The organism is Rhizobium sp. 32-5/1, assembly GCF_029537235.1.
Taxonomy (GTDB): domain Bacteria; phylum Pseudomonadota; class Alphaproteobacteria; order Rhizobiales; family Rhizobiaceae; genus Pararhizobium.
On sequence record NZ_CP120638.1, the window covers coordinates 441456 to 463088 of the forward strand.

Annotated in this window: 18 protein-coding genes and 4 pseudogenes; 13 read left to right on the top strand and 9 right to left on the bottom strand. The window is 59.3% G+C overall.

The annotated features are described in order from the left end of the window. A complete protein-coding gene (locus P6U16_RS02250; RefSeq protein WP_277702463.1) occupies window positions 1-840 on the bottom strand; it encodes a lysophospholipid acyltransferase family protein in 840 nt (279 codons plus the stop codon). A gap of 100 nt (window positions 841-940) precedes the next feature. Next, window positions 941-2927, bottom strand: a pseudogene (gene thrS / locus P6U16_RS02255) (threonine--tRNA ligase). A gap of 406 nt (window positions 2928-3333) precedes the next feature. Here thrS and P6U16_RS02260 point away from each other — a divergent pair. The 4 genes from P6U16_RS02260 to P6U16_RS02275 all read left to right on the top strand — a co-directional run bounded on the left by P6U16_RS02260 (window position 3334) and on the right by P6U16_RS02275 (window position 6526). Continuing rightward, window positions 3334-3735: a hypothetical protein gene (locus tag P6U16_RS02260; protein ID WP_277702464.1), complete on the top strand. Its 402-nt coding sequence runs from the start codon at window positions 3334-3336 to the stop codon at window positions 3733-3735. Between the two features lie 420 nt (window positions 3736-4155). Further along, the gene (locus P6U16_RS02265; protein WP_277702465.1) at window positions 4156-5079 is read left to right on the top strand and encodes a hypothetical protein; all 924 of its coding nucleotides are present in this window, start codon (window positions 4156-4158) and stop codon (window positions 5077-5079) included. After that, window positions 5076-5609 carry a hypothetical protein gene (locus P6U16_RS02270; RefSeq protein ID WP_277702466.1) on the top strand — a complete coding sequence of 178 codons (534 nt, stop codon included), beginning with the start codon at window positions 5076-5078 and terminating at the stop codon, window positions 5607-5609. Before P6U16_RS02265 ends, P6U16_RS02270 begins: the two co-directional genes overlap by 4 nt. Before the next feature lie 122 nt (window positions 5610-5731). Next, entirely contained in the window at window positions 5732-6526 is a 795-nt protein-coding gene (locus P6U16_RS02275) for a hypothetical protein (protein WP_277702467.1), read from the top strand. A 945-nt stretch (window positions 6527-7471) separates the two neighbouring features. On the opposite strand, the gene P6U16_RS02280 is transcribed toward P6U16_RS02275, so the two are convergent. The 3 genes from P6U16_RS02280 to P6U16_RS02290 are packed head-to-tail and all read right to left on the bottom strand — an operon-like array spanning window position 7472 to window position 8897. After that, window positions 7472-8035, bottom strand: coding sequence for a DUF1697 domain-containing protein (locus P6U16_RS02280; RefSeq protein WP_277702468.1), 564 nt, complete (start codon window positions 8033-8035; stop codon window positions 7472-7474). A gap of 4 nt (window positions 8036-8039) precedes the next feature. Next, the gene (yidD, locus tag P6U16_RS02285) at window positions 8040-8411 is read right to left on the bottom strand and encodes a membrane protein insertion efficiency factor YidD (RefSeq protein WP_277702469.1); all 372 of its coding nucleotides are present in this window, start codon (window positions 8409-8411) and stop codon (window positions 8040-8042) included. A 39-nt stretch (window positions 8412-8450) separates the two neighbouring features. Further along, a complete protein-coding gene (locus P6U16_RS02290) occupies window positions 8451-8897 on the bottom strand; it encodes an iron-sulfur cluster assembly scaffold protein (protein ID WP_277702470.1) in 447 nt (148 codons plus the stop codon). A gap of 272 nt (window positions 8898-9169) precedes the next feature. On the opposite strand from P6U16_RS02290, the pseudogene folE reads away from it, so the two are divergent. From folE to P6U16_RS02305, 3 genes and pseudogenes are all read left to right on the top strand, one after another. Beyond that, window positions 9170-9843: pseudogene (folE, locus tag P6U16_RS02295) on the top strand (GTP cyclohydrolase I FolE). Between the two features lie 27 nt (window positions 9844-9870). Then, entirely contained in the window at window positions 9871-10323 is a 453-nt protein-coding gene (gene hisI, locus P6U16_RS02300; protein WP_277702471.1) for a phosphoribosyl-AMP cyclohydrolase, read from the top strand. Window positions 10324-10532: 209 nt separating this feature from the next. After that, a pseudogene (locus P6U16_RS02305) lies at window positions 10533-11500 on the top strand (patatin-like phospholipase family protein). Between the two features lie 47 nt (window positions 11501-11547). Here the strand turns inward: P6U16_RS02305 and P6U16_RS02310 are convergent. Beyond that, complete coding sequence (locus P6U16_RS02310) at window positions 11548-11976, bottom strand: CBS domain-containing protein (RefSeq protein WP_277702472.1); 429 nt, start codon at window positions 11974-11976, stop codon at window positions 11548-11550. A gap of 248 nt (window positions 11977-12224) precedes the next feature. Next, complete coding sequence (locus tag P6U16_RS02315) at window positions 12225-12986, bottom strand: rhomboid family intramembrane serine protease (protein ID WP_277702473.1); 762 nt, start codon at window positions 12984-12986, stop codon at window positions 12225-12227. A gap of 503 nt (window positions 12987-13489) precedes the next feature. Here P6U16_RS02315 and P6U16_RS02320 point away from each other — a divergent pair. The 6 genes from P6U16_RS02320 (at window position 13490) to P6U16_RS02345 (ending at window position 19419) form a co-directional block, all read left to right on the top strand. Further along, window positions 13490-14119 carry a PAS domain-containing protein gene (locus P6U16_RS02320; RefSeq protein WP_277702474.1) on the top strand — a complete coding sequence of 210 codons (630 nt, stop codon included), beginning with the start codon at window positions 13490-13492 and terminating at the stop codon, window positions 14117-14119. A 76-nt stretch (window positions 14120-14195) separates the two neighbouring features. Beyond that, complete coding sequence (locus P6U16_RS02325) at window positions 14196-14804, top strand: PilZ domain-containing protein (RefSeq protein WP_277702475.1); 609 nt, start codon at window positions 14196-14198, stop codon at window positions 14802-14804. 643 nt (window positions 14805-15447) lie between these two features. Then, window positions 15448-16059 carry a transglutaminase-like cysteine peptidase gene (locus P6U16_RS02330; RefSeq protein WP_277702476.1) on the top strand — a complete coding sequence of 204 codons (612 nt, stop codon included), beginning with the start codon at window positions 15448-15450 and terminating at the stop codon, window positions 16057-16059. Window positions 16060-16686: 627 nt separating this feature from the next. After that, window positions 16687-17421, top strand: coding sequence for a hypothetical protein (locus P6U16_RS02335; RefSeq protein ID WP_277702477.1), 735 nt, complete (start codon window positions 16687-16689; stop codon window positions 17419-17421). A 187-nt stretch (window positions 17422-17608) separates the two neighbouring features. After that, window positions 17609-19069, top strand: a complete 1461-nt coding sequence (locus P6U16_RS02340; RefSeq protein ID WP_277702478.1) for a D-alanyl-D-alanine carboxypeptidase — start codon at window positions 17609-17611, stop codon at window positions 19067-19069. Window positions 19070-19149: 80 nt separating this feature from the next. Further along, complete coding sequence (locus P6U16_RS02345) at window positions 19150-19419, top strand: hypothetical protein (protein WP_277702479.1); 270 nt, start codon at window positions 19150-19152, stop codon at window positions 19417-19419. 61 nt (window positions 19420-19480) lie between these two features. On the opposite strand, the pseudogene P6U16_RS02350 reads toward P6U16_RS02345, so the two are convergent. Both P6U16_RS02350 and P6U16_RS02355 read right to left on the bottom strand, forming a co-directional pair. After that, window positions 19481-19917 (bottom strand): annotated as a pseudogene (locus P6U16_RS02350) (DUF1489 family protein). Between the two features lie 74 nt (window positions 19918-19991). After that, window positions 19992-21392 (bottom strand): L-serine ammonia-lyase, encoded by a 1401-nt coding sequence (locus tag P6U16_RS02355; protein ID WP_277702480.1) that lies wholly within the window; start codon window positions 21390-21392, stop codon window positions 19992-19994. Window positions 21393-21633 lie beyond the last annotated feature (241 nt).

The window sequence follows — 21633 nt, forward strand, 5'->3', positions numbered from 1 at the left end:
CTACGCGGCCCGCTTGAGGAACCGCTTCTTGGGCGGCGCCATCGCAAAGACCGCATCATAGAGATAGGTCAGGATATCCTTGCGATCCGGCAGCGCGCTGAGTTCGTCCCAGGCAATCAGCCGGCCGATGCGCGACGAGATCGTCTTGCCCGACAGGCGACGGAATTCGCGGATCAGCAGCGAGATGCGCAGCGTCAGCGAGACCTTGCTGGCGAGATGAAACAGCCGCCCGTTCTGGCCCTCGAAATAGATCGGGATCACGCTTGCCTTGGCGGACTGGATAAGCTTTGCCGGAAACATCTTCCACGGCAGGTCTTCGGCGCGGCCAAACCCTTTTCGCGCGGTGGCGACGCCACCGGCCGGAAAGACGATGACGGTTACGCCTTCCTTGAGCAGCCGCAGCGCCTCATGGCGGGTCGCCATGTTCAGCGCCAACGCCTCCTTGGTTTCCTCGAAGGAAATCGGCAGAGAATACGGCGCCATTTCCGGCACCTTCATTAGTTCGTTGTTGATCAGCACCCGGAAGGGGCGGCCGAGCTGTTCGGCAAGCGCCAGAACGGCAATCCCGTCGCCGATGCCGAAGGGATGGTTGGCGACGATGACGACGGGCGTATCCGGCAGGTTACGCGGCGGCCACTCGCCCTGAACGCGCATGCGCACGTCGATGAGGTCGAGCATCTGCCCGAAGATCCGCTCGTTCTTGCCGACGATATCGTGGCGCCAGCGATGATAGAGCTTGGCGTAGCGGTCGCGCCCGGCAAGGCCCTCCATGGAGCGGATGAACCAGCGCTTCAGGCGCCGGTCGTTCTCATTCGCGTAAGACAGCTCTTTGAACTGCACGACATTCCCCGTTTCGAGAGACCTCGGACCACTCCGGCCAAACACCCGGAATAGTCCGCTACCATGACAGTTTTCTGACAGTCACTGTGCACGCCTGCAATCAGCCCCTTGCCTTCTTCCGTTCCGCCTTGCGAACCAGATCCGGCGGCGTTGCCTCCAGCGTCAGGGTCGCGATCGCCTCATCCAGCGACATCGGCGTCTGCGCCTGGCTACCGAGCCTGCGGATATTGACCGTCCGCTCCTCGGCCTCGCGCATGCCGCAGACGATGATCACAGGCACCTTGGTCACCGAATGCTCGCGCACCTTGTAGTTGATCTTCTCGTTGCGGAAGTCGGTCTCCACTTCGAGGCCGGCATCACGCAGCAGTTCGGCAACCTCGCGGCCGTAGTCGTCGGCCTCCGAGGTGATCGTCGCGACGACGACCTGCAGCGGCGAGATCCACAGCGGCAGATGGCCGGCAAAGTTCTCGATCAGGATGCCGAGGAAACGCTCCATCGAACCGCAGATGGCGCGGTGGATCATCACAGGCTGCTGCTTTTCCGAGGCCTGGTTGATGTAGAAGGCGCCAAAGCGCTCCGGCAAGTTGAAGTCGACCTGCGTCGTGCCGCACTGCCATTCGCGGCCGATGGCGTCCTTCAGCGTATATTCGAATTTCGGCCCGTAGAACGCGCCCTCGCCCGGCAGAATCCCGGTCTTGATGCGCCCGCCGGCCTGCTCCTCGATCGTCTTCAACACGTCGGACATCACGCTTTCGGCGCGATCCCAAAGCTTGTCGTCGCCGACCCGCTTTTCCGGCCGCGTCGAGAGCTTGACGGTGATTTCCTGGAAGCCGAAATCCTCGTAGACCGAGAGGATCAGGTCGTTGATGCGAAGGCATTCCGCCGCCATCTGGTCGTCGGTGCAGAACACATGGGCATCGTCCTGCGTGAAGCCGCGCACGCGCATCAGCCCGTGCAGCGCGCCCGATGGCTCATAACGGTGGACATTGCCGAATTCGGCAAGCCGTATCGGCAGTTCGCGGTAGCTCTTCAGGCCATGCTTGAAGATCTGCACGTGGCCGGGGCAGTTCATGGGTTTCAGCGCAAAGACGCGCTCGTCGTCCGTCTCGTCGCCGGCAACCGTCACCTTGAACATGTTGTCGCGGTACCAGCCCCAGTGTCCCGAGGTTTCCCACAAGCCCTTGTCGAGCACCTGCGGCGCATTCACTTCCTGATAGGTGCCGGCCAGCCTCCGGCGCATATAGGCGACCAGCGTCTGGAAGACGCGCCAGCCCTTGCCGTGCCAGAAGACGACGCCCGGGCCCTCCTCCTGGAAATGGAACAGGTCCATTTCGCGGCCGAGCTTGCGGTGATCGCGCTTTTCGGCTTCGGCCAGAATGTGCAGATAGGCGTCGAGATCGGCCTGCTCGGCAAAGGCCGTGCCATAGATGCGCGTCAGCATCGGATTGTTACTGTCGCCACGCCAATAGGCGCCGGCCACCTTCATCAGCTTGAAGGCCGTGCCGATCTGGCCGGTGGAGGCCATATGCGGGCCGCGGCAGAGGTCGAACCAGTCGCCCTGATAATAGATCTTCAGGTCCTGATCTTCCGGGATCGCATCGACCAGCTCGACCTTGTAGGCCTCGCCCTTGTCCGCAAAAACCTGACGCGCCTTGTTGCGCGGCCAGATTTCCTTGGTGAACGGCTTGTTGCGCTGGATGATTTCCTTCATCCGCTTCTCGATCTTCGGCAGATCGTCGGGCGTGAACGGCTCGGCCTTGGCGAAGTCGTAGTAAAACCCGTTCTCGATGACAGGCCCGATCGTCACCTGCGTGCCCGGCCAAAGCTCCTGCACTGCTTCCGCCATCACATGCGCGGCATCGTGGCGGATGAGCTCCAGCGCGCGTGCATCACTGCGCGTCACGATCTCGAGCTTGCCGCTCACCACCGGATCCGACAGGTCGCGCAGTTCGCCGTCGAGCGTTATGGCCACGGCCTTCTTCGCCAGCGACTTCGAAATCGATCTCGGCCACATCACGACCCGTCGTGCCCGCGGCATACTCGCGAACCGAACCATCGGGAAATGTGAGGGAAACAGGTGCAGACATAAAAAATCTCCTATCCAGTCCCGCCAACGAATGCGGGTGGTGTGGGTACGGAAGACCGCAAGGCGGCCATGTGCGGTGCGCGGTATACTGGGAAATGCGGGGGATTGGAAGGGGTGGGGAAATGGTTGGTCGGTTTCGCCTTTTGTGCTCATCGAAGGCGGTTTTACTGAAAGACCTGTTTTACAATGGTAATGCCAACGAGCTTAAAGCTGAAGGCCATATTAGTGGTGCAAAAATCCGCTATTAATGGGGAATCGGAACGGCTGCTCTTGCGCCAATCCACTAAGACAAACACCGGTCGCTCGCTCGGGTAAAACGTCCATTCTTTTTGCTTTGGTCAAGGCACTTTGTAAGGTTATGTATTGGCGGTGAAGCGATCGGGGTCAAGATGGCATATGGATATGACATGGCTGGTTCAGCGAGGCGGCATCTCAAGGCTGCGCTCAAGCTCTATGCTGAAGAGCAGCCGGGGGAACAGCCAGGTTGTCGGGCGGTCTCCGGCTACCTATTCGGACTAGCGGGAGAGCTTGCTCTGAAGCATATGATGTCATGTAGCGGTATGAAGCCGAACCCGAACGATAAACGGAACGACCCGTTCTACGCTCATTTTCCCAGCCTACGTACTATGGTCGCGGATGTGGCCCATGGTCGTTTACAGGGAGCGCTGAAACGGATTTCGGACTCCGGGGTCTTCGAGAACTGGAGTACAGAAATGCGATATGCACCGACAACCCAAATTCAGGCTGCATGGGTCGATAAATGGAAAGCGCAGGCGACTGACCTGGTCAACAAGTTAGGCGATTTATGAGAGCATACCCTTTTTTCGATGAAGCGCTTCTGATAATCGCCGAGCAGATATCGGCTCACTGGGGACCGGCTGCTCTAACAAGCGGGGTTATCGTCCGGGATAGCGTTGGCCACCTGAAGTTTGTGGCTGCGAATGATGCAGAATCCGCAGAGGACCCACAGACGCTTATCAAGACATTGCAACAGGTTCTTGGTCCTTATGCTCGCGCCGATGGCGTTTTAGTGTTCGCCGACGAGCCGGGGGCTGCTCGATTGCTTGCAGCTAAAGACCGGCTCTTCGTCGACGAAGGCGGACATAAATTCTGGATGATCGACAGGCGCATCGTTGGCGCCGGTTGGTTATCAGAGCCGGTCTCGACCGTTGCTGTGCCGCCCAGAGTGGTCTTTGCGAGTTTGAAGGGGGGTTGGCCGTTCAACTGCATTGACCGTCACCGCCGCCGATCTCGCCGCCCGAGGGAACAACGTTCTGGTCGTTGATCTCGACTTAGAGGCTCCCGGTCTGGGGGACCTTCTGCTGTCTGACGATCGGGCTCCAGAGTTTGGAGTTGTGGACTACTTGGTTGAAAACGGAATCGGCGGTGCTCCAACAAAAGCACTTAACCGATTCATAGGGACGAGTACTCTCACCTTATCGGGCGGTGGGCGCGTCGACGTAGTGCCTGCATTGGGGAGTAGTTCTGTCAAGTATCCTGCCAACGTGTTGGCTAAATTGTCACGTGCCATGACCGATGATGTCGATGAGCACGGAAACGTCGCGACTGTTGGACTACAGATATCCCAAATGATAGACCGAATAACTGCCTTGGAGTCCTACGATGTCGTGCTGATCGACAGTCGGGCCGGAATGGCTGAGCTCGCTGCGCCGGCTGTCCTGAGTTTGGGCGCTTTGGTTTTGTTCTTCGGAACCGCCCAGCAACAAACGATCAGAGGGTATCGCTCACTCTTCGCTGCGTTGCGCCTTTTGGCGCAGCGGTCTGTGCAACTGGGCCTATCCTCGGATTGGCGTCTTATGATTCGGCCGGTTTATGCAAAAGCCAGCATGGTTGGCGAAACTGCAGCTGCCCATGCAGATAACCTGTACGAACTATTCGCAGAGAATCTGTATGACGCTATTGATGAGGAGGGGCAGTCGGTAGAAGCTATCAATTTTACCCCCGATGATCCCGATGCGCCTCACCACCCTATGGTCATTCCGTTTGACGGCCGATTTCTAGACTTTGATCCCGCTCAGCGGGGAGATCAGCTTTTAGGTGCTTTCTTCGAGCAGACTTACAGGCCGTTCCTCGACAAGCTATATGCGGCACTGGAAAACCTGCCTGGCCAAATTAGGACAACATCAACATGACAGCTCGCAACAATAACGAGATGCAGGTTTTGAGGGAGACCATGGCCTCCTTTAGCCCGGCGAGCAAAGTGGAGCCCAATGAAACAGTAGGCCCAGATCGCGTATTCACGCCGGAGAGCCATCGATCTGTTCTGGATCTGGGCCGGCAGTTGGTTGTCGGCAATCGAGGTATGGGGAAGAGCTTGTGGACCCATGCATTGATCGACCCAACGGTTCGTAGTCGAGTTGCAGATGTATATGGGCAGTCACAACTAAAGAAAACCAAGGTCGTAATTGGGTTCAACGGCTCAGAAAAGGCCCATCTTATCGCACCTACCCCGGATAGCATCGAACGTGCCCTCGATGGTAAGAACTCTGCCGAAGATATCTGGCGCGCAGTTATATTCAGGGCCGTGCAAAATGTTCGGTCGGCTGCCGAACCGCTGCAGTTTGACAAGACGCTTGCAAAACTCAAAAGAATCCCGGAGAGTTCGAAGACGCGCTGTCGTCCGTCGACGATCAGCTTGCAAAGGAGGGTACCAACGTATTAATTCTTTTCGATGCATTGGATCGTCTCCCCGGGGATTGGAGTCGCATACGACAGCTTACAACAGCGCTGCTGCGTCGTGCTGTAGGCCTGAAGTCATTCAAGTCGCTCCGCACAAAGATTTTTATGCGGCCCGACCAGTTCGCGGATCGAAGCATTTTCCAGTTTCCGGACGGATCAAAGATCCAGAACGATCACGTCGATCTGAGTTGGCAGCCTCATGAACTCTTCGGATTGCTCTTCTTCGAAATCATGCGGAGCCCTTCGGGAAAGACTGCACTCACTTCCGTAGCGAGAAGGATCAAGGCATCGGACGCGCTAGCACCAATGGCAAAACAACGCAGCGGGTCGCTAGAGGACCAGAGGGATTTGATCAACGAGATCGCAGGACCTTTTATGGGGACCGACGCGAGACGCGGCAGAGTCTATACTTGGGTGCCGCTTCACCTCAGCGATGCCAGAAATGCCTGTTCGCCCCGAACGTTCTTGACCGCTTGGCAGAAGGCATCCGAGCACCAACCTGTTCCGGGCGACAGAGCGGTGGATCATCTGGGCCTAATTGAAGGCGTCCGTAAAGCCTCCAGTACACGGTTGGCGGAATTGCGTGAAGACTATCGGTGGATCGACGAAGCTCTAGCTGCACTCAAGGGTCAATTCGTTCCCATCGAGCGCGGCGAGTTGCTACGCATTTGGGCGGATTCGAAAGTTGTACAGGGAATTTTAAGAGAAGCAAACGCGGGTGGGTGGCTCGCACCCGTACAACTGGCCGATGACAACAACACTGAGGCGCTGCTTGATGCGATGAACAGTATCGCTGTTACAGAAGAGCGGGCAAACGGCAAGATCAATGTGCCGGACATTTTCAGAGTTGAAGCTGGTATTAAGCGAAGGGGCGGTGTGGCCGTTCCAAGACGCACATAGGATGGTAAAAGGTCTGTATGGCCGGGCCGATTGACTATCTGCTGCCAGAGCGAGACCGCCCCACCAAAAATCATCCCCGTTTTCCCCGCCCCCGAAACCTGCCTTATCCTGAACGTCCTTCCGCCGTCGGACGGATCGCGTAACGTGTCGATGCGGGCGGGAGGAGGCGCTTTCGTTTGCTGTCGAAACGTACGGCTGCGGCGAGAGAGACGCGGAACGCTGCGAAGGAGACATCCTTCGTCGTGACAGGCTTCCCCTTCCCCGGGCCGCGGGGTCGGTTTGGGTCCGCCATGCAAGCGGGATGATCGCACCTGTTCCCGAAAGGTACAGGCGCCGGTCAGATCGTGCAGCGAAGCCGTTTTGCGCTTGAAGGAGGCCGGACCGCCTCCGAAGAACGCCTCAAGGGCCGCGCGAAAGCGAAGCCACACAAACCATTCCACCAGAGAGGCAACGCTTTCGCGCGGTTCTCCGGACTGATTTCACAAACCCGATGGGCAACTTCCGGGGTGTTTCGCCCTGCCCGCATTTTCCCCGCCCGCAAGCAGGAAGGAGGCATCCGATGGACGCTTACGAGACCGAACTCTCCGACGATGAACGCCGCCACCGGCGCATGTATCGGCGCTTGCGGCCATATCTGCGCGGCGCAGCAAGCGAGGCCGGGCTGTTTTCCGACTGCCGCCTGCCGCGCTGCCGCCGGGCGAAAGAGTGCCTCGGCCGCTATCCCGATGCGGACATCGGCAGCAGCCATGACAAGAACTCCGCCCTGCGCGCTCACCTATCCGCGCCAACGTGCCCTGTCCGATGCCCTCAAACGGATGGCCGATGCGGGGGACGAGGCGATGCGGGACGAGGGCCGCAGCCCGCAGGAGATCGTGCAGGCCAGCAAGGATTATTACCACGCCATGTGTAACGCCGACGACTGGCCGGAAGACCCGCTGGCCCGCGTCATGTCTCCCCGGAACCGGGGACCGGGTCGGAAACGTCCGAAAACATCGGGCAGAGCCGGTTGACCGTATTGGCGTTGCGCAGCGTGCCGATGCCGAGTTTTTTGGTCGTCAGATGCGACAAAAGCCGGGTTTCGCTGGCCTCGCGGCCAAAATCGATCCAGAGGTCGCCGTCCACCAGCGCCAGCCTGATGCCCGGCTCGGCGATTTGCCGCAGCATCGCCAGCGCATCCTCCGCCAGTGGCTGGCGCATGACGCGCACGCCGACCTGGCTGCCCTTGATATCGGGAAAGGGATTTTGCGCCGCAAGCCGCAGCCATTCGTCTTTCGTCCGCACGAGGATATCGACGTGCTTTTCGAAGCGTTGTTGGAACCCCTCCTCCAGCCGCACCTCGATGGCCGGAACCGCCTCATTGCCGGCCTCAAAAATCAGGTTGCCGGTCGCCGCCAGCGTGCGCGGCGCAGCAAAGCCGAGCCCCTCGGCCATCGCCTTCAGATCGGTCATGACAAGCCGCTTGCCTGCTCCAAGCACGATCGAATGCAGCAGCGCGACATGCGTGGCCATCGTCTCAGCCCCTGTCCGCCGTCGAAACGGACCAGTAGCGCCAGGGCGCCCACCAGCGTTTCGTCTGCCCCAGAACCTCCGGCACCGGATCGAGCCCGCTCGTGCCGCCCGGCCCGCAGCGCATCACGCGAAACAGCGTCATCCAGCCGCCCGGCCAGATTCCGTGCCTTGCAATCGCCTCATAGCCATATTCCGAACAGGTCGGCAGATGCCGGCAGGAATTGCCGATAAAACCGGAGAGCGTCAGCTGATAGAGCCGGATGAACCCCATGCCCAACAGCCGCCCGGGCGTCTTGCGAAACGGCCCATCATAATTGCGGCCGCGATAGGGGCGCGGGGTGGCTTGATGCTTGTGTTCGGGGGCGTGATTACACATCGCTTGCCCGAAGACAGGTCAGTGCTTGCGGCATGCCCCTCACCCCGCCGGCTCCAGCCGCTTCGCCTCGATCTGACCGATCGCATCGACGACGGCATCGAAGGTCAGCATGGTCGAGGCGTGGCGGGCCTTGTAGTCCTTGACGGGCTTGAGGAAGCGCATGTCCTCGAAACGCCCCGCCGGCCCCTCGCCATCCGCCTTCAGCATGGCAAGCATGTCGGCGCGGGCCTGTTTGAGTTCGCCGGCCGTCGCGCCGACGACATGGCGCGCCATGACCGAGGAGGATGCCTGGCCAAGCGCGCAGGCCTTGACCTCATGGGCGAAGTCGCTGACCGTGTCGCCCTCCATCTTCAGCCAGATTTTCACCCGCGATCCACAGAGTTTCGAATGGGCGCTCGCCTCGGCATCGGCATCGTCCAGCCGGCCGGTCAGGGGAATGTTGCCGGCGAATTCGAGAATCCGGCTGTTGTAGATGTCATCGATCATTTGGCGTGATCCGGTTGATATTGCGCGTTCCTGAATGATCCGGGCATGATTTTCTATCGTATCCTGTAAAAAAACACACTGTCTCCCAAAGCGCCTCTTTCGGATGTGTCGCGGCATATTATATGTTATGTCGTGTGGAGGCGAGCGGTTCGCAAGAGCGAATGCCCGCCTGTTGTTTGGGAAACCGTGCCGGACGATTGCGAGCCTTGAACTCGGTCAATCGGAAAGCCCCGGAGCCCGCCGACGGAAACCAGGCCCGGAAGTATGGGTCGATGGCCAGTGGCGAGTTGTCCGATAAAGATAAACGCTGCGTTACGCCAAGAGGCCATCATGGATGCCATAGTCAAGAATTTTCCTGCTCTTTCCTCCCCGACGGCCGCCCGAGCCAGAAGGAAGCCGAGGATGCGGTTCGCGTCCTGCTGCGCTGGGCCGGCGACGATCCGGAACGCGAAGGCCTGCTCGATACGCCGGCCCGCGTCGCCAAGTCCTACAAGGAACTTTTTCCGGCTACGATCTCGCGGCCGAAGACGTTCTCGGTCGCACCTTCGACGAGGTCGGCGGCTATGACGATATCGTGCTCGTCAAGGACATTCCGTTCTTCTCCCATTGCGAACACCATATGGTGCCGATCATCGGCAAGGCGCATGTCGCCTATCTGCCCAATGGCAAGGTTCTCGGCCTGTCGAAGATCGCCCGCGTCGTCGATATTTTCGGCCGTCGCCTGCAGACGCAGGAAACCATGACGGCGCAGATCGCCAGGGCGATCGACGATACGCTGCAGCCGCGCGGCGTCGCGGTGATGATCGAGGCCGAACATATGTGCATGGCGATGCGCGGCGTCCAGAAACAGGGCTCGACAACGCTGACCACGACCTTTACCGGTGCCTTCAAGAGCGAGCCTTCAGAGCAGGCGCGTTTCATGACCATGCTGCGGGGCTTCAAGTAGGCTCCGATACAATCGGAGCTTATCCGCATGTCCATCATCTTCGACACCCCATCCAGCGATAAAAGCGAACTGGAGGCCGGACCGGCCTTCACCCCACGTTTCGATGGCAATGGCCTGATCACTGCGGTGGTGACGGATGCAGGCGATGGCATGCTCTTGATGGTCGCCCACATGAATGCGCAAGCCCTGGCGCTCACCATCGAGACCGGCATCGCCCATTATTACAGCCGCTCTCGCAAGAGCCTGTGGAAGAAGGGCGAAACCTCCGGCAACCTGCAGAGCGTCGTCGAAATCCGCACCGATTGCGACCAGGACGCCATCTGGCTCAAGGTCAGGGTCGCCGGCCACGACGCCACCTGCCACACCGGACGGCGCTCCTGCTTCTATCGCGCCGTTGAAAGTTACGATGGAAAGCCGGCCCTTACCATTGTTGATCACGACAAACATTTCCATCCCGACGAAATCTACGGCAAAAATTAAGCATCTGATGCTTTTTGGTTCAATTTTCCGCACCATTCACCAATTCGCAACCAGACTGGGCGTGTAATCTGATTAAGCGGGCGGTTCCGCTGGAAACAGCCGACCGCGCCGCGAAAGCGCAGACTACGCAACTATCGCATGGCTTACGCGTTATCCGCAGCAGCATGTGCACGGTCCTGACGGTATGTTCTGCGGCATGGAGGTGCCGGATGTTGAACTGGACATTTAATCGCAGCGGAACGACCGCAGATGCCTCGGCCCCGGGTGGGCCATCCCTGACATTGACCCCTCCTCCCCCATTGAATCCAGACAGGCCAAGGCCAAGATCGCCCTTGCGCTTGGCGGCGGTGCGGCCCGCGGCTGGGCCCATATCGGCGTGCTGCGCGCCTTCGACGAGGAAGGCATCGATGTCGGCATGATTGCCGGAACCTCGATCGGCGCTTTGGTCGGCGGCTGCTATCTTGCCGGAAAGCTCGATGAACTCGAAACATTTGCCCGCTCGCTCACCATGCGGCGTATCGCCGGCCTGCTCGATTTCGCCATCGGCGGCGGCGGGTTGTTCGGCGGCCTGCGCCTGACGCGGCGTATGCAGGAACATCTGCAGGACATGACGATCGAAGGCCTCGACAGACCCTTCGTCGCGGTGGCAACCGAAGTCAACAGCGGCCACGAGGTCTGGATCGGCCAGGGCTCGTTGATCACCGCCATCCGCGCATCCTATGCCCTGCCCGGCATTTTCGAACCGATCAAGTGCAACAACCGCACGCTGGTGGACGGCGCGCTTGTCAATCCGGTGCCGGTATCGGTGTGCCGCGCCTATGAACAACCGCTCGTCGTCGCCGTCAACCTTCACTACGACCTCTACGGCCGCTCGGCGGTGATCAAGCACAATGCCAGCGTCCTTCCGATGGAAACCTCGAAGAAGGCGGATCCGGAAACCAGCACCTCACGGCTCGGCATGACCGGCGTGATGGTGCAGGCGTTCAATATCATCCAGGACCGCATTTCCCGCGCGCGCCTTGCCGGCGACCCACCGGATCTGGCACTTCATCCCAAGCTGAGCGATATAGGGCTTTCGGAATTCCATAGGGCCGGCGAAGCGATCGATCGCGGCTACCAGGAAACCAAGGCAAAGCTCAGCGAGTTGAAACGCTTGCAGGATGTGATGATCAGATAGGCTGCGCCTCCGTCTGGATGCGCAGCGCTTCGATCGCACGAAAACCGTCAACCGGCGATATAGGCCTTGATGTGCTCGGACTCGCGTTCAATGGCTCGGATGTGCATTTTCACCGCATCCCCAATCGAAACAATACCGACAAGCTGACCATTCTTCTCGACTGGCAAATGGCGCGCACGCCGTTTGTTCATCATTTCCATCAGCGCGTCGACACTGGTTTCCTCGGTACAGCAATACACATTCGACCACATCACATCCGAGACCGGCTTTTCGAGACAGTCGGCGCCGTATTTCGCGACCGAGGCCACAACGTCGCGCTCCGTCAGAATTCCGGAAATCCCGCCCTGGCTGTCGACAATAATGACCGCACCAATATGATTGTCATGCAGAAACGTCGCAGCCTCCCGCACGGTCATTTGCGGACCGACGGTAATGACGTTGCGCCCTTTTTCATTGAGAATATGCCGTACAGACATTCGAAATCTCCCATTGTGACAGCATCATGCGTCTCGCCGGCTGAACCTGCCTGCAAGCCGCGACGGTGAAATCCCTGGGGGATCACACGATCGGCGACCGACAATGTCTGCGCGCTTCTCCTCGGCGCGCAACGTTCCGTACCCGGCATCCAGAGGCTCTGCGTTCCCACAGCCCTGCCTCCGGAAGCACGATGGTGCGCCACCCGGAACCGGAAATCAAGCGCCGTCGCAGAGCGATGGATGCGCAGCTATTTTCGCGGATCAAAGAAGCCAAAGAGCAGGAAACCGAAGAGAAAGCCACCAATATGCGCTTCCCAGGCAACCGCACCTTCTCCGCCAACGGCGAACAGGCCGAGACCGATCAGGACATTGATCAGGAACCAGATTCCGGAAAACATCAGCACCGAGCGGTTGGAAAGCGCCTCGCCGATCGACAGGCGGCGGTTGAGATGGGCAAACTGGCGGCTGATCCGGCCGCTGGGTGAGAATACGAAGCGCGCCGCCGCCCCCATCAGGCCGGCCACGACACCCGATGCGCCCACAACAACCGTCATCTCGCCCCAATGGAACGCGACGTGCAACGCGACGGCTGCGGCGGCTGAAAGACACCAGAAGAGCGCCAGTCGCGGCAGGCCGATACGGCGCACGACGGGCGCACCAAAGGCAACCATCCAGAAACCGTTGAAGACCACATGCTCCCAACTGCCGTGCAGCAGCGAATAGGTGACCGGGCTCCACAACCAGGCCAAACTCTGCTCGGCCAGCGGATGATCATAGCGCGCGGGCAGAAAGGCGAAATTGAAGATGACTTCTTCATCCAGTGCCACGGGAAGGATATACGTCCGAAGGGCATGGATGGCCACGAGGACGAAAAGGATCACAACCAGTCCGCCGGGCAGATTGAAGGCCGGTTCGCGCACCGGCGGCGTGACCGCCACTTCGGCAGGACCCACGCTTGAGACCAAGGGCGGAGCTTCAGGCGGCAGGGCGTCACCCTTTTGATCGGTCATCTCTCACACGGTTTCTTCGCAGGTTGGCACCCGGTTTCCGGGCCAGCCACCGAGATTGTCTCTTGCGACCGCAAGGGTCGATCCATTCGATGGATGGAAAACAGAACATCCTAAACAGCTATTGCGCGCAGATTTAGGCGGGACGATAGGAAACGTCCAGCACGCGGGACGTTCTTTAGAATCACCTTAATAAAATATGACCTGCGCTCGACAGCGACGGTTGCGTGTTCTGCAATGCCTCGGAACCGATCCACAAAAAAGAGGCCGTCCAGTCAGACTGAACGGCCGGTGAGCCCCATTACCCCGAGCCCGAATTTTGTGCTGAAGGACAATCCTTCGAAGTGATGGCTGTTGATGCCACGGCGCGATGAACCAGGCAATCTAAACCATTCATTAACCTTAATTTTCGGCTGGCACGGAAATCGCGTGGTGGAAGTCAAACGCCCTTCATCGGGCGCCACCTGTGCCATGAAGGTACAGACGCTTGAAAAATGGAACACCGAATGCGCAGCAAGACGACCATGCACCTCTATCAATACTGGGACACATTGCGCGGGCATCTCGACGTGCCGGGGCGCGGCCAGATCGAGCCGGCGGACATTCGTCATATCCTTCCAGACCTTTTCATCCTGGAGCGCACAGCGGGGACAACCATCAGATTTCGCCTGGCCGGAACACATATCTGCGCGCTATTCGCGCGGGAATTACGCGGCACCACGTTTGATGCGCTCTGGCTCGCCGAGCAGACCAGCCGGATGACACGGATTGCAGTCGAGGTAATGACGCGCAAGACCCCGGTCATCCTATCGGCAACAGCGCTTGCCGGATCCGCGGAACGCCTTCCGATGGAGATTGTCCTTCTGCCCATGCGCTCGCCGGATGGAACGATCGACCGGGTCATTGGCGCGCTTGTTCCGCTCTCGCGCCCTCACTGGATGAACTCGACCCCGGTCAACTATCTCGACCTTTCCGGTATCCGCGTGCTCGATACTGCGAAAACCAATGTGTTCCTGCAGAACCGTCCGGAAATTGCCCTACCGCGCGAACCTCTCCGTCACCGTCACGATGGCATCGGCAAAGCCATCCGTCGCGTCCTGCACCTGCGCGTCTTCGAGGGTGGACGACAGGATTGAGCCTACAACCACAAACGTTCTATTAACCCGTATGAGTGTATGGTCCACCTTGGATGACCGTCTCTTCAGAGTGAACATGTATTCGTTTCAGCAAGCACAGAATGCCGACACAAAGCAGCACAACGAAGGTGCGTTTCAACGCGTCTCCGTCAACCTGACGGGCCGACTCATGCTTGCCAATCACGACGAATATGATTGCACTGCCGTCGATATGTCGCCCGGCGACGTCGTCTTCACCTGCGATGCACGCCCACGGGCTGGCGAACGCATCATCGCCTATGTCGATCATGTCGGACGCCTCGAGGGCAACGTCTCTAAACTCGCCGACAATGCCTTCGTCATCCAGATCAACGCGACGGACCGCAAGCGTGAAAAGCTGGCGGCCCAGCTTACCTGGATCGCCAACAAGCACGAACTCGGCCTGCCCGAAGACCGTCGTCACGATCGCCTTGCGCCGCGCAAGGTTCGTACCGAGATCACGCTTGACGACGGCAGCAAATATTCCTGCCGACTGATCGACCTTTCGCTATCCGGCGCTGCCGTCGATATAGAGACACGCCCTGCCCTGGGTGCTGCGATCCTGCTTGGCAGCATGAAGGGGCGCGTTGTCCGACATTTCCAGGAAGGCGTGGCCATCGAATTCCTCGGCATCCAGACGCGCGATAGCCTGCGCGAATTCCTGTAATTTATTCGACCTCTCCAAACTCTCGATAGTGTTTGAACCGCGTCAGGCCAGCCCGACGCGGTTTTGCGTTTTACCACCCGTGAAGCGATAAAGTGCCCTGATTGCTCCAGCGAGCGCTCACCATCGTGACGGCGGAAAGGCGGCCAAGCTCCAAACTGCATCGCAATGGAACAGTTTTGCGCCGGCATCAGCCAGTTTGCGCCCCGAATGCGGGCCGGGAAAATCCAAAATCAATCTTTTTCATGACGGACTAAAATTTTTTCGACTATTTTTCAGGTTATTTTTTGAGAACCCGGCACGATATCTGCCAAACGTCGTGTATACTCGCGCGCTCGGCCTCCCCAACGTCATGCCTATCGACCTCATTAAACGCGCGGCGACTCGATGCCTGGAAAGGCTATCTCTCCATAAAATCCAGTTTTATCAATTGGATAATTCCTCTACAAAAGATAAAACTCCTGCGTCTCCACGCACCAAGGATAAAATTTTAGACAAAATCACATCAAATACAGCTTAGTTTTTATTCAAGTTTTATTTTTATTTTATACTTATTTACGCTGACTTTGTACTTAATTGTACTTACGATTTTCGCGAGCAATAAAAAACTCCGTGTCATTGTCAAACCATAACGGGGAGACAAGAAATGACAGCAAAGACAATCGTGAAGGCCGGCTTGCTCGGCGCACTGCTTTCGGGACTGGCAGCTCAGACGGCCTGGGCCTTTCCTGCCAATATGGTCACGTCGGGATCGACCAATCCGCCCGTCGGACATTACGAATTCTGCAAGACAACGCCGCGGGAATGCCGGTCGAACGCCAGCCATGGCGGACCTGGCGTCCTGACCCGCGAAGGATGGAAAACGCTTCTTCAGGTCAACTACGACGTGAATGAATCGATAACGCCGATGACCGATAAGGATATCTATGGCGTCGAGGAGCGCTGGTCCTATCCCGACAACGTCGGCGATTGCGAAGACTATGTGCTGCTGAAACGCAAGAAGCTGATCGAAGACGGATTTTCGCCCTCCGACCTCTTGATCACCGTCGTGTTGCAGCCCAATGGCGACGGCCATGCCGTGCTGACTGTGCGGACCGATCGCGGCGATTTCGTGCTCGACAATATGCGCAACAAGGTCCTGCTCTGGTCGGATACCGAATACACCTTCCTCAAACGGCAATCGACGGAAGATTCCGGCCGCTGGGTGAAGCTTCAGGATGGCCGGGCGGTCGCAGTGGGTACGGTCCGCACGCAATAAACGCGCCCGCCCGGACAAAGAATTTGCGACCCCGAATTGTCCCCGGGATCGCAGATGAAAGGGCTTCGGTCAGTCCCCAATCCCCGTCCCCCGACCAAGGCCCTGCTGGCCGGTTCCGCTGTCCCCGGAACCGGCCTTTTTAATGCTGGTCGTTCAATCAAGCCGTGAAACGGTTGAAAAATGCGACGCCTTCCAGAACGAGCACGCCATAACACCCCGCCCATCCGCAGGCGATCACCCCGGCAATCGCACAATCGATCGACGGCAGCCGCCCCTCGCGCCGCATCTGCCATAGAGCCGCAACAAAAGCGCAGGTCCTGCGGACAAGGCCAGCAGGACCGGCAATGGTCGGAAATTCTCCCGTCGCTTTTGCATCAGCCGCGGCCAGGCCGGCCCGGCAATCAGGCGGCCGGCGTCCATGACAAGGAAGGAAACGCCGAATCCGGCGGCCAGGATCAGCAGGATTGTCCCGAAATTCACCATAAATTAACCATGTTGCAGCAGCGTGGCAGACATTGACGACTTCATGCAAGAGCCGTGCCGTCCACATATGTTTCATTCCGGAACAGTCCGGCTGCGCATTTGCATTGTATCAACCCTCTTGAAATGCAGGGCAGCAATCCGCCGATGACCGTTCCTTCCATAGCCTCCGATGACCACAGCCCGCTGATTTCGCCACGTTTCCTGTATCGCGTGACGGCTGTGGCAGTCAGCCTTGCTGTCTTGACAGTCGGCATCAGCATGGCTGGTCGCTGGTATGGAGAAAGCCTTGCGCAGGCCGGCCATACCGCCAGCACCCAGGTTACGGATATTTTCATTGGCCAGGATCATCTGCGCCTGCCGGCAAACGTCATCCGCTTCGAAACCCAGCGTGAGACCGGCATTGCAGAGCGTGCCGACCTCTATGTCACCTGGCCGACTCTCGAAGGCTATACCGATCAGAACCGCCACCTCTTCAATGATGTCGATCATCCGGAAAACCTGATTTTCCTGCAGATTTCACAAAGCACCATGTCGCGCGACATGTCCGGAAGACTTGAGCCAATCTACAAGCACCTGTTTGAGGGAAGCCCCACGCCGGGACCGGCCGGCCTGTCGCGCCATGCCATGAGAAAAAATTCCGGCTATGGCGACGAAGTCGTCTTCACCGCGGAAATGGCCGGCAAAGCCCACTATGCGGTCCGCTGCATCCTGCCGCAGTCTCCGGCCCTTTCCACCAACGCCGATTGCCAGCGCGATATTCACGCCGGCAGCGATCTTGTTGTGCTGTACCGTTTTTCGAGCCAATTGCTGCCACAATGGCAGGCCATCGACAAAGCGGTCCACGACTTCGTCACCGCCAAGCTCGTCACCGCGCCATAGGCCCTGCGGCGGGCCGGTATGGCGCACGACAAAACGGAACAAGACATTCAAACCGAACCGCAGAATAGTGAAACCAATCATTCATCATAAACCGATTGGTAACGCTATGCCGATAGAGTTTTCAGAACGGACGTTTCTGGAGGCGACGGCCGGACGATTTCAGTGAAAAAGAATGAAGAGTAGTGTAGTGTCCAAATCCCCATCGATCGGTTCCGTTCAACACACCCCTATCCCATTCTTCCGGAAGGCCTGCAGGATTTTGCTGGTGTCTCTGGTTGCATCCCTGAGTATCGCCACCACCGCCTCGGCTGCCAAATATGCCGGCATCGTCGTCGATGCCAAGACCGGCAAGGTGCTCTACAATGCCGATGCGGACAGCCTGCGCTATCCGGCGTCGCTGACCAAGATGATGACCTTGTACCTGACCTTCGAAGCGCTCGAGGCCGGCAAGATCAGCAAGAATACGCCGGTTCCGTTTTCAAAGAATGCAGCAGCCGAACAGCCGTCCAAGCTCGGCGTTCGCGCCGGCAAGGTCATTACCGTGGAGCAGGCCATTCTTGCCCTGGTAACACGATCGGCAAATGATGCTGCGACGGCGCTCGGCGAGATGCTCGGGGGATCGGAAGACCGCTTTGCCCGGATCATGACCAACAAGGCGCGTGCGCTCGGCATGACGCGCACCACCTACAGAAATGCCCATGGCCTGCCGAACAGCGCGCAGGTCACCACGGCGCGCGACCAGGCACGGCTCGGCCTCGCGCTCCGTCAGCATTTTCCGCAATATTACGGCTACTTCTCGACGCGCAGCTTCAAGTTTGGCAAGCAGACCATCGGCAATCACAACCGCCTGCTTGGCAATGTGCGCGGCGTGGACGGCATCAAGACGGGTTTCACCAATGCGTCCGGCTTCAACCTCGTGACGTCGGCACAGGCTGACGGTCGTAGCATTGTCGGCGTTGTGCTCGGCGGCAAGTCCGGTGGCGCAAGAGACGCGCAGATGCGGGCACTCGTCGCCAAGTATATGCCCGTCGCTTCGCGCCGCGGTGGCGGCAATCTCGTGGCGGAAACAGCCGTGTCCCCGACGGTCCAGACTGTCGAAACACCGGCTGCGGAAGAAGTCGCAGTCGTTCGTGGCGGCAGCTTCAACCTCCCGGACAATGGTCCGGTGCCGGGTGTCCGCTACAGCGGCGAAACCACCAAGAGCATCGAAGTGGCCTATGCTTCGGAACAGAAGCCGGCAAGCGACAACCCGGTGCTTGCAGAGGTTGTAGAGCCGAACACGCTTCAGGCGCAGAGCCGTGAAATTGCCCGTGCGGTTCCGGTTCCGGCCGCTGAAATCGATGAGCAGGTCACGCATTCCGTCGACAAGGTCACGACCGCATCGACTCCTGAGACACAGCCGCAGGGCTGGGTGATCCAGATTGGCGCGACGCCGGACAAGGATCAGGCAATGACGCTTCTGGACAACGCGAAGGACAAGGGCGGCAAGGCCCTGCGCGGCGCCCAGCCGTTCACGGTTGCCTTTTCCAACGGCGGCGGCCAACTCTATCGCGCCCGCTTTGCCGGTTTCAGCAACCAGAACAAGGCCTTGTCAGCCTGCAAGGTCCTGAAGGGCAAGGGGTTCGCCTGTTGGGCGAGCCTGCAATAGCAGATTTTTAAAGTTTCGATCGCCGGCGTGTGTTTGCCGGTGATCCTCCTCGGATTTGGTACTGCGTAACGAGGTCAGTTATGGGAATGAATGAAAACGGGCCCGGTAACGCGCCCATGCCGGAACAGAAGCGCAAATCCCCGCGTCTCGGTCTGCACCCGCTGCATGAGGCGGCCATGCGGATCGCGGATATCGGCCTCAATCGTCCGCGGTCGAAGACGAAGGATCTGGTGGCCTTGTTGCTGACCCACGGCGCCCGCGCCTGGCGATCGACACAGCCGGATGCCGATATCCACGTCCATGTGACGTCGCCATCGGGTCGCTATCCGATCCGGATCCGGATTCGCTGAATTCCATTCAAGGCAAACCCAGCCCGGCCCCAGTGTCCGGGCGTTTTCATTCCGGAGTGTTCTATAGAAGCCCAAGCTCCGCCAGTTCGCGGCGCAGTTCCAGCGGCAGTTCCCCGCCCTCGCCCGACAGCGACGACAGATCGCGCGGCGCCTCGCTGGCATGGAGATAGCGCCAACCCTGAAAGGCGCGGCGCGGCTGGTATTCGGTTTCGATGACCTCAGACCCAAGGACGAGATTGCAGCGGCCGATCCCGTCGTCGTCCTTGAAGGTTTCGATATCGAGCAGATTCTGCCGGGCCTGGACCTGGCCCTTGATCACCCAATAGAGCGAACCGCCATCCAGCAGTTCGTCCACGCGCTTCGGCACCATGCGCGTGGTGTGGGTCGAATGCGGATCGAGACCGGCGGCGATTGCCACCAGCGCTCGGCGGGCAACCCAGTCGCGCAGGTCATCGAGGAATCCGCGCCGACGCAGAGCTTGAGCAGATTTAAGGCCATGCCGGCTTTGAACACCCGTTAACCGGTGCGGGTCAAGGCGGATTCCGCGCCGATCCACAATCGCTGTTGCGGGATCAGCACTCCACGACATTGACGGCAAGGCCGCCGGTGGAGGTTTCCTTGTACTTCTCGTTCATGTCCTCGCCGGTCTGGCGCATGGTCTCGATGCAGGCATCCAGCGGAACGAAATGCTGGCCGTCCCCCTTGACCGCCAGCGAAGCCGCCGTGACGGCCTTGACCGCACCCAGCGCATTGCGCTCGATGCAGGGCACCTGCACCAAGCCGGCGACCGGATCGCAGGTCATGCCGAGATGATGCTCCAGCGCGATCTCGGCGGCATTCTCGATCTGCTCCGGCGAACCGCCCATCACGGCCGCAAGACCGGCGGCGGCCATCGCGGCGGCGGAGCCGACCTCGCCCTGACAGCCGACTTCGGCACCGGAGATCGAGGCGTTGAACTTGATGATGCCGCCGATGGCCGCTGCCGTCAGCAGATAGTCGCGGATACCCTGCGCATCGGCGTCCTCGTGGAAATGCAGATAATAGCGGATCGTGGCCGGAACGACGCCGGCGGCGCCATTGGTGGGCGAGGTCACGACACGGCCGCCGGCGGCATTTTCCTCGTTGACTGCCATCGCATAGACGCTCAGCCAGTCGTTGGCGAGCAGAGGATTGATCTTGTTGGACCGCCATTCGTCCTGCAGCTTGTCGTGGATCATGCCGGCGCGGCGGCGAACCTTGAGGCCACCCGGCAGGATGCCCTCCTGGGTCAGGCCGCGATCGATACAGCTCTTCATCGCCGCCCAGATCCGGTCGAGACCGGCGTCCAGCTCTTCCGGAGACATCGAACATTCCTCGTTCGCCCGCTTCATCTGGGCAATCGAAAGACCGGACCGTGCCGCCATTTCAAGCATCTGTTTGGCGGTTCCGAAGGGATAGGGAACCTTGACGCCATCAGTTTTGTTCTTGCTTGCCTTCATGGCCTCCAGTTCAGTGTCGGTCACGACGAAACCGCCGCCGATCGAATAATAGACGCGCTTCAGGAGCAGCCGGCCATCGCGGTCGAAGGCGGAGAAGGACATGCCGTTGGCATGACCGGGCAGCGGTACCTTCTTGTCGAAGACGAGATCGGTCTTCGGCTGGAAATCATAGGCGGGGTGGCCGGGCGGGGTGATCCGGCCGGAACGCTCGACCTTTTCGATGATCGCCTCCATGTGATCGGGATCGACGCGATCCGGGCGCTCGCCCATCAGGCCGAGGACGACGGCGCGGCCCGTGCCATGGCCGATACCGGTGTGCGCCAGCGAACCATGCAGGCTCACCTTGATCGCCGCGACATGGGCATTGGCCGGGCGCGGCCAGTCGCTCGACAGGATGAGATCGAGGAAACGCACGGCGGCCGACATCGGGCCCATGGTGTGCGAACTGGAGGGGCCGATCCCAATCTTGAAGACATCAAAAACCGAAAGAAACATTCGAACTCCGCCCTGGGACTGGATGGCGCCTGCAGCGCACCAAAATCATCTATGAAAAAGCCTAGGCCATCCGACCGACGCCGTCAGGCGACCAACCGACATCAGGTTTTGTGCGTGCGACATGTGCTGCTGCAAAAATGGCGATATGGTCTTCCACCGTCCATGTCGCCCTGATGGGGACCACATTGCAAGAGGAGATGGCAGGAGAGCACGCAAACTTTTGGTCTGTCTTGCATTTTGG

What these genes read in the sequence shown, in the direction of transcription:
- P6U16_RS02260 (WP_277702464.1), top strand. Translation starts at nt 3,334, where the DNA reads ATGGCTGGTTCAGCGAGGCGGCATCTCAAGGCTGCGCTCAAGCTCTAT.
- P6U16_RS02270 (WP_277702466.1), top strand. Translation starts at nt 5,076, where the DNA reads ATGACAGCTCGCAACAATAACGAGATGCAGGTTTTGAGGGAGACCATG.
- P6U16_RS02275 (WP_277702467.1), top strand. Translation starts at nt 5,732, where the DNA reads ATGCGGCCCGACCAGTTCGCGGATCGAAGCATTTTCCAGTTTCCGGAC.
- P6U16_RS02280 (WP_277702468.1), bottom strand. Translation starts at nt 8,035, where the DNA reads ATGGCCACGCATGTCGCGCTGCTGCATTCGATCGTGCTTGGAGCAGGC.
- yidD (WP_277702469.1), bottom strand. Translation starts at nt 8,411, where the DNA reads ATGTGTAATCACGCCCCCGAACACAAGCATCAAGCCACCCCGCGCCCC.
- P6U16_RS02290 (WP_277702470.1), bottom strand. Translation starts at nt 8,897, where the DNA reads ATGATCGATGACATCTACAACAGCCGGATTCTCGAATTCGCCGGCAAC.
- hisI (WP_277702471.1), top strand. Translation starts at nt 9,871, where the DNA reads ATGTCCATCATCTTCGACACCCCATCCAGCGATAAAAGCGAACTGGAG.
- P6U16_RS02310 (WP_277702472.1), bottom strand. Translation starts at nt 11,976, where the DNA reads ATGTCTGTACGGCATATTCTCAATGAAAAAGGGCGCAACGTCATTACC.
- P6U16_RS02315 (WP_277702473.1), bottom strand. Translation starts at nt 12,986, where the DNA reads ATGACCGATCAAAAGGGTGACGCCCTGCCGCCTGAAGCTCCGCCCTTG.
- P6U16_RS02320 (WP_277702474.1), top strand. Translation starts at nt 13,490, where the DNA reads ATGCGCAGCAAGACGACCATGCACCTCTATCAATACTGGGACACATTG.
- P6U16_RS02325 (WP_277702475.1), top strand. Translation starts at nt 14,196, where the DNA reads ATGTATTCGTTTCAGCAAGCACAGAATGCCGACACAAAGCAGCACAAC.
- P6U16_RS02330 (WP_277702476.1), top strand. Translation starts at nt 15,448, where the DNA reads ATGACAGCAAAGACAATCGTGAAGGCCGGCTTGCTCGGCGCACTGCTT.
- P6U16_RS02335 (WP_277702477.1), top strand. Translation starts at nt 16,687, where the DNA reads ATGACCGTTCCTTCCATAGCCTCCGATGACCACAGCCCGCTGATTTCG.
- P6U16_RS02345 (WP_277702479.1), top strand. Translation starts at nt 19,150, where the DNA reads ATGGGAATGAATGAAAACGGGCCCGGTAACGCGCCCATGCCGGAACAG.
- P6U16_RS02355 (WP_277702480.1), bottom strand. Translation starts at nt 21,392, where the DNA reads ATGTTTCTTTCGGTTTTTGATGTCTTCAAGATTGGGATCGGCCCCTCC.